At 53.2% G+C, this 11809-nt stretch carries 9 protein-coding genes and 2 rRNA genes; 10 read left to right on the forward strand and 1 reads right to left on the reverse strand.

The genetic code is table 11. From position 1 onward, the window contains the following. From ABYV26_RS11735 to ABYV26_RS11750, 4 genes are all read left to right on the forward strand, one after another. Positions 1-391, forward strand: a 23S ribosomal RNA gene (locus ABYV26_RS11735); the annotation flags it as partial. Positions 392-570: 179 nt separating this feature from the next. Continuing rightward, a 5S ribosomal RNA gene (rrf, locus tag ABYV26_RS11740) occupies positions 571-687 on the forward strand. A 240-nt stretch (positions 688-927) separates the two neighbouring features. Then, the gene (locus ABYV26_RS11745) at positions 928-2436 is read left to right on the forward strand and encodes a sensor histidine kinase (RefSeq protein ID WP_372681219.1); all 1509 of its coding nucleotides are present in this window, start codon (positions 928-930) and stop codon (positions 2434-2436) included. Next, positions 2423-3808 carry a sigma-54-dependent transcriptional regulator gene (locus tag ABYV26_RS11750; protein ID WP_372681205.1) on the forward strand — a complete coding sequence of 462 codons (1386 nt, stop codon included), beginning with the start codon at positions 2423-2425 and terminating at the stop codon, positions 3806-3808. Before ABYV26_RS11745 ends, ABYV26_RS11750 begins: the two co-directional genes overlap by 14 nt. 174 nt (positions 3809-3982) lie before the next feature. Here the strand turns inward: ABYV26_RS11750 and ABYV26_RS11755 are convergent, their stop codons facing one another. After that, positions 3983-4603, reverse strand: a complete 621-nt coding sequence (locus tag ABYV26_RS11755) for a hypothetical protein (protein WP_372681207.1) — start codon at positions 4601-4603, stop codon at positions 3983-3985. A 315-nt stretch (positions 4604-4918) separates the two neighbouring features. Between ABYV26_RS11755 and ABYV26_RS11760 the strand changes: the two genes are divergently transcribed. The 6 genes from ABYV26_RS11760 to ABYV26_RS11785 form a co-directional block, all read left to right on the forward strand. Further along, positions 4919-5932 carry an amino acid ABC transporter substrate-binding protein gene (locus ABYV26_RS11760; protein WP_372681209.1) on the forward strand — a complete coding sequence of 338 codons (1014 nt, stop codon included), beginning with the start codon at positions 4919-4921 and terminating at the stop codon, positions 5930-5932. 142 nt (positions 5933-6074) lie between these two features. Then, positions 6075-7271 (forward strand): amino acid ABC transporter permease, encoded by a 1197-nt coding sequence (locus ABYV26_RS11765; RefSeq protein ID WP_372681211.1) that lies wholly within the window; start codon positions 6075-6077, stop codon positions 7269-7271. A gap of 110 nt (positions 7272-7381) precedes the next feature. After that, on the forward strand, positions 7382-8476 hold the full coding sequence (locus ABYV26_RS11770; protein ID WP_372681213.1) for an amino acid ABC transporter permease: 1095 nt from the start codon (positions 7382-7384) through the stop codon (positions 8474-8476). A 142-nt stretch (positions 8477-8618) separates the two neighbouring features. Continuing rightward, the gene (locus ABYV26_RS11775; RefSeq protein WP_372681221.1) at positions 8619-9344 is read left to right on the forward strand and encodes an amino acid ABC transporter ATP-binding protein; all 726 of its coding nucleotides are present in this window, start codon (positions 8619-8621) and stop codon (positions 9342-9344) included. A 39-nt stretch (positions 9345-9383) separates the two neighbouring features. After that, positions 9384-10514, forward strand: a complete 1131-nt coding sequence (alr, locus tag ABYV26_RS11780; RefSeq protein WP_372681215.1) for an alanine racemase — start codon at positions 9384-9386, stop codon at positions 10512-10514. Positions 10515-10853: 339 nt separating this feature from the next. Beyond that, positions 10854-11809: adenylate/guanylate cyclase domain-containing protein (locus ABYV26_RS11785; protein ID WP_372681217.1), on the forward strand; the 956-nt coding region annotated here is incomplete at its 3' end.

Genomic DNA, 11809 nt, shown 5'->3' on the forward strand with positions numbered 1-11809 from the left:
CCTGGGGCTGGAGCAGGTCCCAAGGGTTCGGCTGTTCGCCGATTAAAGTGGTACGTGAGCTGGGTTTAAAACGTCGTGAGACAGTTTGGTCCCTATCTTTCGTGGGCGCAGGATATTTGAGAGGATCTGTTCCTAGTACGAGAGGACCGGAATGGACGAACCAATGGTGTTCCAGTTGTCGCGCCAGCGGCATGGCTGGGTAGCTAAGTTCGGAAAGGATAACCGCTGAAAGCATCTAAGCGGGAAGCCCACCTCAAGATTAGATATCCCTTAAGTGTGGAAACATGCTTAACTGAAGACTCCTCGAAGACGACGAGGTTGATAGGCCAGGTGTGTAAGCACAGTAATGTGTTAAGCTTACTGGTACTAATCAGTCGTGAGGCTTGGCCACAAAATAACTGACATAAATATCAAGAACGATAGACAAATTCGACATTCCAAATTGCGCCGATATTATCCGCTTTAGGATAATGTTTTTGGCAAAGCCAGAGGGAAGACGCCGTATTTTTTATACTGCGACGACCGATGACGCAGTCCAAAAACTTTATTGTAAAGCCGGTAGACCACTTTTTCGGTGGCGATGGCGAAGAGGCAACACCCGTTCCCATCCCGAACACGGAAGTTAAGCTCTTCAGCGCCGATGGTACTGCACGGGAAGCTGTGTGGGAGAGTAGGACGCCGCCGAAAAACTTCTTCATCGCAGCCCGTTCCCAAAAACAAAAAGGGAGCGGGCTGTGTCGTTTTTAACCCCCCCACCAATTTTCCGATCTTCCTCCTTTTTTCGATCTGTGATAAGGTCTCACCAGTATTTCCGGCTACCCGCCTGTATAAAAGATTACCATTTTTTAACGAATCAGGCTCTCTATGGGTTTTCGAGGGATAAAAAACAGGGTCTTTGTTCAATTCTGGATATTGTTCTTCTTGTCTATGCTCTTTATCGATGTGTTAGTGCTTTTCATTTTTCTCGAAAGAACCGTTTCGCGACATATTGATCAAAAGCGATCCGCTCTGGCGATTGCCTGTGAAAACCAGCGGCGGTTTCCCATGGACGAGGCGACGCCTGTTCTGGCGATGGATCAAAACCTGTTGCCCCAAGGTGACCGGTTTTTTTTTGCCAAGGCCTCTGCGTCAACACCGAACGATGGACAGCCGATGGAGATGCTGGACGGGCTAGAAAAAGCAGTCTATCAGACCCTGAAAACAGGATTGGCGACCACTCGAAAGGCGGGGAAAACGGTTGGCCTGCTTTTTTTGCAGCATAAATCGGTAATTCTTACTTATCCCATCCTGTCAAATGGCAACATTGCCGCTGCCGGCGGCATCGAGAGTTCCCTGGCCCATATCTATCAGGACTTTCGCAGGATACAAAAAATATCCATCATTTTTGTGGTTATCAACAGCTTCTTTTTTGCGCTGTTCGGCAACCGGCAACTCACCCGGATTTATTTCAAGCCATTGAAAAGACTTGCAAAAAAAGCAGAAAGCTACCAAGATGAAGGCACCCTGTTCTTCTCCGTCCGAAAAGAAGACAACGAGTTCTCGGTCCTTTCCTCTTCGCTGAATAAAATGTTGGATCGCATTGCCGAGGACAAGCGTGTGCTGAATGAGACCATCGGCTCCCTCAAGGCCGCCAATGTGGAACTTAAGAAGGCGCAAAACGATGTCATTCGGGCTGAAAAATTGGCCACCGTGGGGCGGTTGACCTCGGGCATCGCCCACGAAATCGGCAACCCCATCGGCATCGTTTTAGGATACTTGGATTTACTGAAACAGATGGACCTGACACCCGGGGAACGAAATGACTTTATTGCCAGATCGGAAAAAGAGATCACCAGGATCAACCATATTATTCGGCAATTGCTCGACATGTCCAGATCTACCGTCGGTGAATCAAAGGCGATGTCTATTCACCAACTGCTCCAGGACCTGATTGTGGTGCTGGGCTACCAGCCGGCTGCCGATGCCATTGGTTTCGATTTGAATCTTGACGCCACCGACGATATTGTTTTTGCTGATCCCGATCGGCTCAGACAGGTCTTTTTGAACATCCTGCTAAACGCGGTGGATGCGGTAAGTGGCAATGCAAGGGGAGATGAACGGATAAAGATAATTACTGAATGTACGACCGATGACAATGACCTGTCCAGCGATCCTGACGGGGGCTTTATCAAGGTGACGATTCAGGACAGTGGGCCCGGCATCGACCCCTCTCATTTACCCCATGTGTTCGATCCCTTTTTTACCACCAAGCCGCCTGGCAAAGGTACGGGGCTGGGTCTCAGTGTTTCCTTCATGATCGTCGAAAAACTGGGTGGCCACATCACCGTATCCGGTGGCAAGGAAGTGGGGGCCGTCTTTCAGGTCGTCTTGCCGCTGGCCCGGAATAGTGACGTAAACGGTATCGATAGAAAGACGGGAGCATATGGAAACCAATAAAAAGCAAAAAAAAATCCTGATCATCGACGATGAAGAAAATATGCGCCATATGCTTCAAACGATGCTTACGCGTTACGGTTATGTCATTCGCACGGCTAAAGATGGCGCCGACGGGCTTGAGCAAATCAGCGACCATCAGTTTGATTTTGTTCTTTGCGACGTGAAAATGCCGCGGATGACCGGCATGGAATTTCTAAAAGCAGGCCGAGATCGTCTATATTCAACCACCGTAATTATGATGTCAGCCTTTGGCAGCATCGACATGGCCATTGAAGCCATGAAGCTCGGTGCCTACGATTTTGTTTCAAAACCCTTTAAAAATGAAGAAATCCGCCTCACCATCAAAAAAGCGGAAGAACGGGAGCGGCTAAAAAAGGAAAACATTGAACTTAAAGACCGAATCCGGCGCATCGGCGGCGATCTCTCCTTTGGAAACATGGTGGGCAGGAGCCCTGGCATTCAGACCGTTTTTTCCATGGCCTTGAAAGTGGCCCGTTTTGACAGTACGGTGCTGATCACCGGTGAGAGCGGCACCGGCAAGGAACTGGTGGCCCAAGGTATTCACCGGGAAAGTGACCGGCGGTCCAACCCCATGGTTCCGGTAAACTGTGCCTCCATACCGGAGAGCCTCATGGAAAGCGAACTGTTCGGTCATGTCAAAGGTGCGTTTACCGGCGCCGATAAAGACAAGCAGGGCCTTTTCAAAATAGCAGAAGGGGGGACGCTCTTTCTGGATGAGATTGGCGATATTCCGGTTTCCTTGCAGCCGAAAATGCTGCGGGTGCTTCAGGAAAGTGAAATCCGGCCGGTAGGCGGGGGAACATCCAGGGCCGTCGATGTGCGGGTGATTGCGGCGACTTCAAAGGACTTGGAAAAGGAAATGGCGTCGGGTCATTTCAGGGAAGATCTGTTTTACCGCCTCAACGTGGTTCCCATCGCGTTGCCTCCGCTTCGGCATCGGCCGGAGGATATTCCCCTGCTGTGCAAATTTTTTATCAACCGCTTTAACAAGAGCCTTGGCAGCAGCGTCGCGAATATCTCATCCGCTGCAATGACCGCACTGATGCAGCATGACTGGCCGGGAAACATCAGAGAGTTGGAAAATGCCATCGAGCGTGCCATTGTCCTTGCCGACGGCCACACCCTGGAACCTGACAATTTTGTTTTTGGAAAAGGTGCGGCGTCAGATTCGGATCCAACGGGCCGTGGTTACGATGGGTTTTCATTAAAGGCCGCCAAAGCAGAATTGGAGGACAATATGATCCGCAAGGCGCTCGCTGCAACCGCCGGAAATCGAACCCATGCGGCCAATTTGCTGGAGATCAGCCACCCCTCGCTGCTGAGCAAAATGAAGCTGTATGGGATCGATTAGGACGACGCCGTAAAAAACCAGATATCTGCGTTACGCTTAAAATTGGTTCCTCGGAATATCAACACGATGCACCCCAAGGGCACTTCTTCCAGGGCGCCTGCGGGCCCCTTTTTCGCAAGGCTTGATCTCAGGCTTTTTACGAAGACGTAGGAAACGCACCTTCTTTCGGATTCATCAAAGCTTAGCCTGCTGAAATAACCGTTCGATATTCAGCCGGTTGATCATATCCGTGAATATCTCGCCGATCACTTTTTCTGCGCCACCGCTGCCCATCACCTTCAGTCGTTCCGCACTTCCGGAAACCACTTCTCGTGCGACCAGCTGCGAGTTCTGAGTCAGGCTGACTTCGTAGCTGATGTCCGCCATCCATTTTTGGCCGACGAGGTTGATGTGGAACTGATTGATGTCGATCTGGAAAACCGGTGCGCTCCGCGAGGGCGCGTCCGCTACCGCTACGCCTAAATTTTTGAGCCGCTGCGTGAGCGCCATTTCAAACAGCTTGGGCAATGCATACGCACCTAATATTTTCGACTGGTCGTCCGGCGTGACCAATGAAAGCGTAAATAGCCCGGTAAAATGTTCAAAATTCTCATTTGCACGTTTGTTAAATATCTCCGTGTCGCTCCTAAGATCACGGGTCTCGACATAAACCGTGCGCCCGGACAGCGTGTCTGCGGCAGAAGGAAGGCGATAGTCCACGTCGATGTAAGGTTTTTTTGCACATGCAAAACAGCCCATGACCACCAGCAATAAAAGCGTTGTCCCCATGCACATGTTGACATTTTTAAGATCCATATCCCCTCCTTATATTAACCGCAAAATGGAATTCTGTGTCACCTGTTGCCTACATGACGTCATGACCTTTGTCAATGCAGGTCATCGTCCAGCACGGATTGGTTTGAATCCGATGGGGTGTTGAGGTTACCACAACCGGCAAATACGCTTGCCAAAGCGCGGGCGTCCATGCTATTTGTAACTGATTAGATTAACAATCCGTGTTCGATGAGCTTGAAATCCTCGCCGCCCATTCAAAAAAAATTTAAGTGTTTCAATGGACCCGCCACAGGTCCACCGTTATATTAACCGATTGCATGATGGGAGGAGAATGTGATGAAACGATTTAGTATTCTATTGGCCATGATTGCTGTGTTTTCGATGATCGGTTCTGCCTCGGCCGGGACCCTGGATGATGTAAAGGCCAAGGGATTCATACAGGCTGGGGTTAACGGAGATCTTTTCGGATTCGGAAAACCGGACGAAAAAGGGGTTTGGAAGGGGCTGGATGTGGATACGGCCCGGGCCATTGCGGCAGCTGTCTTCGGTGATGCCGGCAAGGTTAAATATACGCCGTTGACCGCCAAAACCCGCTTCACCGCGCTGCAGTCCGGGGAAATCGATGTGTTGACCCGTAACTGCACCCAGACCCTGGGACGCGATACCGATCTGGGCCTCGATTTCGCCCAGGTCAACTACTATGACGGCCAGGGCTTCCTGGTTTCCAAAAAATTGGGAGTCAAAAGCGCCAAAGAGCTCGACGGCGCATCGGTCTGCGTACTGCCGGGAACGACCACCGAACTCAATGTGGCCGATTACTTTAGGGCCAATGGCATGAAAATGAAACCCGTGGTCATCGAAAATACGGCGGAACTGGCCAAGGCCTTCTTTGCCGGTCGATGTGACTGCCTGACCTCGGATGCGTCCCAGCTTGCCGGTACGCGCGCCGTTGCCCCCAACCCCACGGATTACATTATTTTGCCGGAAATCATCTCCAAGGAACCTTTGGCGCCGGCCGTGCGGCACGGTGACAACCAATGGAAGGACATCGTCAATTACAGCGTGTTGGCCATGATCGAGGCCGAAGAGCTAGGGATTACGGCCAATAATGTCGATGACATGCTCAAGAGCGAAGATCCCAAGATCATGCGTTTTTTAGGGGTGACCGAGGGCAACGGCAAAGCCCTTGGCCTGGATGAAAAGTGGGCTTACCACATCATCAAGCAGGTCGGTAATTACGGTGAAGTCTTCGAAAGAAATGTGGGCGTCAGCACACCCCTGGGCATCGAGCGCGGCTTGAACGCGCTGTGGACCAACGGAGGGCTGATGTATTCGCCACCCTTCAAGTAAGTGCGGACCGGACGCGTCGCCCGTTGGGTCATCTTGTTAGCCGGCGGGCGGCGCGTTCAATGGGACACCTAATAAGCGCCTGTCGGGTCATCCGACCTTCCATTCACCGGCGTGACAGACGTCTTTCCTGTGCGACAGCCCTATGCAACCAAAAAAAGACAAGATTCGAGGCAGTGCCCCGCCGTCAGCCGCCCCTTTTTACAACGATCCTAAAAAGCGGTCGATTCTTTTCCAGATTGCGACGCTGATGCTGGTCGGGCTGTTGGCCTTTTATCTGATTTCAAACACGCTGACCAACGTTGAAAAACAGTCCATTGCTACCGGTTTCGGATTTTTGCAGAAAGAGGCCGCCTTCGAAATCGGTGAATCCCCCCTTCGTTATTCCGCAGCCGACACCTATGGACGTGCCCTGGTGGTCGGCTTTTTAAACACCCTGATCGTCTCCTTTGTCGGCATCGTCATTACGATCATACTGGGTACCTTGATCGGGATCGCCCGACTCTCCTCCAACTGGCTGGTATCGAAGTTGGCAGCCGCCTATATCGAAGTGTTTCAGGACATACCCGTGCTGTTGCAGCTCTTTTTCTGGTATGCGTTTTTCTACAATGTCCTGCCGTCGCCACGACAGGCCCTGAATCCGATCATTGGCGTCTTTTTGAGCAATCGCGGTTTGGTGTTTGCCGTGCCGCAAGCGCATCCGGTTTTTACCTACATGGCCATCGCTGTTGTTGTCGCCGGTGTGGTTGTCTATTTCCTGCGCCGGTGGGCAAGACAGAGACAGGCCCGGACAGGCCAACCTTTTCCCATCTTTCGTGTTTCCCTGGCCCTTTTGATGGGCTTACCCCTGTTGACCTGGGCTGTCGGCGGTGCCCCGACAGCCATGAACGTGCCTGCGCTAAAGGGCTTCAATTTCGTCGGGGGAACCAACATCAGCCCTGAATTCACGGCTCTGTTGCTAGGGCTTATTTTTTATACGGCGGCTTTTGTGGCCGAAGTGGTCCGGGCTGGCATTCAATCGGTTAGCAAGGGGCAGACCGAAGCGGCAATGTCATTGGGCCTCAGACCCAGCCGGGTGCTGAACCTGGTGATTCTGCCGCAGGCCCTGCGTGTCATCATTCCACCCATGACCAGTCAGATGTTGAACCTGACCAAGAATAGTTCCCTGGCGGTTGCGATTGGGTACCCCGACTTCGTGTCCGTGGCCGGCACAACGATCAATCAGACCGGCCAGGCCATCGAAGGCGTGGCCCTGATGATGATCGTCTATTTGACGTTGAGCCTGCTGACATCCGCCTTCATGAACTGGTACAACAAAAAGATGGCCCTGGTGGAAAGATAAGATCGCCCTGTGAGGGGATGCAAAACGACCTGGTTGCCTCGATTTGAACCCTCAATCGTCAATTTAAACTTCAAACACATACTTTATCAGCGAACAACACCAATACACCCATGGCTGAAACGGATATCAAGCATGTGGAAAAAACCATCAAACCGCCGGTGACGAGTGTGGGGGTGATCGGATGGATTCGAGCCAACCTTTTCAACAATTGGTTTAACTCGATCCTGACGGTGGTCACCCTATACACGTTAGGCAAGGTTGTACCCCCTTTTGTCCGCTGGGCCTTCGTGGACAGCCTGTGGCTTTCAACCGGTGAAGCTTGCAAGGGTGCTGAAGGCGCCTGTTGGTCGATCATTCCAGCCAACATTCGATTCATTATTTTCGGTTTTTTCCCTTACGAATCGCAATGGCGGCCGTTGGTGGCCATGATTCTTCTGATCGGTCTGCTGTTTTACAGCCGGAACAGAGGTCATTGGAAAAAATCACTGGCCTATGCCTGGGGTGCCGGCCTTTTAACCATGGGCCTTCTCATGAAGGGCGGGATTCTGGGTTTGGCCGTGGTTGAAAGTACCCAGTGGGGCGGGCTCCCGTTGACACTGCTGCTGTCGGTATTTGGACTGGCGGCGGCCTATCCGCTCGGTGTTGTCCTTGCTCTGGGGCGCGCCTCGCAAATGCGGGCGATAAAAACCCTGTGTATCGTTTATATTGAAATGATCCGGGGCGTACCGCTGATCACCCTGCTGTTCATGTCGTCCATCGTTTTCCCCCTGTTTTTACCCGAGGGCGTCACTGTAAACGTGATTTTACGGGCACAGGTGGCCATTATCATGTTCACCGCGGCCTATATTGCGGAAGTCGTGCGGGGCGGGCTGCAGGGGATGGCCACGGGCCAGTATGAGGCGGCCGAATCGCTGGGACTCAACTACTACCAGACGATGCGGCTGGTGATTCTTCCCCAGGCCCTGAGAATCGTTATACCTCCGACGGTCAGCCAACTCATCTCGGCGTTGAAGGATACGTCCCTGGTGGTAATCATTGCCTTGTACGATCTCCTCAAAACAACCCAGTCCGTTTTATCAAACCCCACCTGGATGGGCTTTTCTTCGGAGGCTTACATTTTTGTGGCTTTGATTTATTTTGGCTGCTGTTATTTCATGTCCAGCTACAGCAGACGCTTGGAAAAGGAGCTGGACAGGGGTTTTTAAAAGAAGACACGTAGGCGTTCAATCCTGCGCGGATCCTGCCTTCTTTGAACGACAGGTTAAAAAAATGCCAACAACCAAGCCGGAAGAGATCATCATGAGCCAAGATAAACCTGACAACCAGCTGCACCCAACCGGCGAAGCCATCATCGAGATCAAAGCGATGCACAAATGGTTCGGTGAGTTCCATGTCCTGCAAGACATCAACCTGACTGTGCAAAAGAAAGAGCGGATCGTCATCTGCGGCCCTTCCGGATCAGGAAAATCGACCCTCATTCGCTGTATCAACCGGTTGGAGGAGCACCAGCGCGGTCAGATCATCGTCGACGGCATCGAGTTGACCAACGATATCAAAAACGTCGAGAAGATCCGGGCCGAGGTGGGCATGGTGTTTCAGCATTTTAACCTCTTCCCCCATCTGACCATCTTGGAAAATCTGACCTTGGGACCGATCTGGGTGCGTAAGACCCCTAAAAGAGAGGCCGAAGCGGATGCGATGGCTTACCTGGAAAAAGTGCATATTGCCGAACAGGCCAAGAAATATCCGGGACAGCTTTCCGGCGGGCAGCAGCAACGGGTTGCCATTGCACGCAGCTTGTGCATGAAACCCAACGTCATGCTCTTCGATGAACCTACATCGGCGCTGGATCCGGAGATGATCAAGGAAGTGCTGGACGTCATGATCGAGCTGGCCCAGGAGGGGATGACCATGCTGGTGGTGACCCATGAAATGGGGTTTGCCAAGAGTGTGGCCCATCGGGTGTTGTTCATGGATTATGGCCGGATCGTCGAACAGAATACACCCAAGGAGTTCTTCGACAATCCCCAACACGACCGCACCAAACTCTTTTTAAGCCAGATTCTGCATTGAACCCCGTTCAATGCCAATCCGCTTTTATGGAAAATGGCCATGCACCCTCGTACCAGCGCTCGGATCCATCTGGATCATTTGCGACACAACTTCCGTGAAATTCGGAAAAAGATCGCTCCGGCCCGCCTGATTCCCGTAGTCAAGGCCGACGCATACGGCCACGGCGCCATTTCCGTGTCCCGATGTTTAGTCGGTGAAGGGGCCGATTTCCTTGCCGTTGCCCAGTACCAGGAAGCCCGGGAACTTCGCGACAGCGGCATCGATGTTCCCATCCTCATTTTCGGTCGGCTGTTCCCGGACGAGCTTCCCGGGGCCATACGGGCGGGCTTTCGAATCAGCCTTTTCGGTGTGGAAGATATCCGCTGGATCGAACGGGTGCCCGGAAGCCAGGCCGCCTGCGTGCATGTCAACGTGGAAACCGGCATGGGGCGGGTGGGTGTGCTCATCGACCAGGAACCGGAATTCTTCGACCATCTGAGGCGCTCGCCGCGTTGCCTCTGGGAGGGATTGTACAGTCATTTTGCCACCTCGGACGAAGCCGATAAAAGCTACGCCCACGAGCAACTGAATCGTTTCAACACCCTGCTGAAGCGGTTGAAGGCCAATGGTCCGCTTCCGCCCATGGTTCACATGGCCAACAGCGGGGCGATACTGGACATGCCGGACAGCTACTTCAATGCCTGTCGATCGGGGATCATGCTCTACGGTCATTACCCGTCAACGGAAACCTCACGGTCGATCCCCTTGAAGCAGGTCATGACCCTCAAGACGGCTGTGGCCCATTTGCGGCGGCTGCCTGCCGGCCATAGTGTGAGCTACGGAAGGCGATGGAAAACTGAACGTGAAACCACCATTGCCGTGCTTCCCATCGGTTATGCCGACGGCGTTCGGCGCCATTTGACCGGTCGGCTTCAGGTGATCATCGGCGGTCGGCGATATCCGGTGGTGGGTACCATAACCATGGACCAAATCATGGTGGATGTGGGTGACGATCGGGTAGCCGTGGGTGACGATGTCTTAGTCTGGGGGGACACCGAAGACGGCTCGATCCAGGTCCTCGATGTGGCCGAACTCATGGGCTCGATTCCTTATGAGATGACCTGCGGCGTCTCCCGGCGGGTACTGCGTGTGAACGTTGCCGGCCTTCACGACCTCAGTGCCGATCGATAACAGGGTGCCGGTTGTTGGTGGCTAATCGGTGCAATTGCAAGCCGTTCCCATATTCTCATGATGTGGTTGCCTCTCATGAAGTGCCCTGAATGCCAGAACGCCGTCGACTGTGACGCCGCTGCCTGTCACCTCTGCGGATGTCCCCTTGACCGCCGATGCGACAACTGCCGCAGTGTCAACCGGCCCTGCAGCAAATTTTGCTCCGCGTGCGGTACTTCGTTGGACCTCATCTCGACACCTTCACCTTCTCCCGGCGTCTCAGCTAGCTCGGCCCGACCCGTTTCCGGTCCACCCGTTGCCGGACAGGATGGGTACAGGCGCAACAGCGAACGGAAACGAGTGACAGTGCTTTTTTCGGACCTTACCGGCTACTCTGCCTTGTGCGAACGCTTGGATCCTGAGGATGTTCGCGAGATGATGAACCTGGTATTCAAAGAGATTGTCGGCATCATCATCCGTTATGAAGGATATATTGACCGGGTCATCGGAGATGAAGTGTTGGCCGTTTTCGGCATACCCCGCACCCATGAGGACGATCCGGTCAGGGCGATTCGTGCCGCTGTGGATATTCACGACACCGTGGCCGGAATGACTGACCGGTTCAACGGTCGGCTGCAACAACCGATGACCATGCATTCGGGAGTTGCCACGGGCCTGGTGTTGACCGGAAGAACCGATCCGATGGCTGGACGGCAAGGCATCACCGGCGACCCGGTGGACCGGGCATCGTTGTTGACCCGTCTGGCGGCTTCCGGAGAAATTCTCGTTGGACCATGCACCATGGCGTCTACGTCAGGCTTCTTCTTCTTCGAGAAATGCAAACCCGAGGGCGGCCGGGAAAATGCGAAAACCACTGACGCATTTCGTGTCCTGAGCACGGTGAGGAAGCCAGACAAGATCAGGCGGGTCCTGGGGTTGCGCAGCCGGCTCATCGGGCGCAGCGCGCAAATGAAACACCTGCAGGCCCGTCTGTCAATGGTGGCCGAGGGAAGGGGGGGCTGTGTGTGCATCGTGGGTGATGCCGGCACTGGAAAAAGCCGCTTGATTGCGGAGTTCAAAAAAACGTCGGCTCATTACGATGTGAATTGGTTTGAGGGAAACGCATACGAATACACCCAGGGAGTGCCCTATTTTCCACTCATCGACCTGATGGGGCGCGCCGTTGACCTGCGTGAAGATGATTCACAGGATCTGGTTCGTAAAAAGCTGGCCGCTGAACTCAATCCCAATCGGGATGCAGACCAGGCGGTTTTTCACATCTTCGAGCGCTTGTTTACGCTGTCCAATGACAAGGC

The organism is Desulfosarcina sp. (genome assembly GCF_041551955.1).
In the GTDB taxonomy this organism is placed as follows: Bacteria; Desulfobacterota; Desulfobacteria; order Desulfobacterales; family Desulfosarcinaceae; genus Desulfosarcina.

Bases quoted from the DNA above. Each gene is read 5' to 3' on its own strand.
- ABYV26_RS11770 (WP_372681213.1), top strand. From the start codon at position 7,382: ATGGCTGAAACGGATATCAAGCATGTGGAAAAAACCATCAAACCGCCG.
- alr (WP_372681215.1), top strand. From the start codon at position 9,384: ATGCACCCTCGTACCAGCGCTCGGATCCATCTGGATCATTTGCGACAC.
- ABYV26_RS11760 (WP_372681209.1), top strand. From the start codon at position 4,919: ATGAAACGATTTAGTATTCTATTGGCCATGATTGCTGTGTTTTCGATG.
- ABYV26_RS11750 (WP_372681205.1), top strand. From the start codon at position 2,423: ATGGAAACCAATAAAAAGCAAAAAAAAATCCTGATCATCGACGATGAA.
- ABYV26_RS11745 (WP_372681219.1), top strand. From the start codon at position 928: ATGCTCTTTATCGATGTGTTAGTGCTTTTCATTTTTCTCGAAAGAACC.
- ABYV26_RS11755 (WP_372681207.1), bottom strand. From the start codon at position 4,603: ATGGATCTTAAAAATGTCAACATGTGCATGGGGACAACGCTTTTATTG.
- ABYV26_RS11765 (WP_372681211.1), top strand. From the start codon at position 6,075: ATGCAACCAAAAAAAGACAAGATTCGAGGCAGTGCCCCGCCGTCAGCC.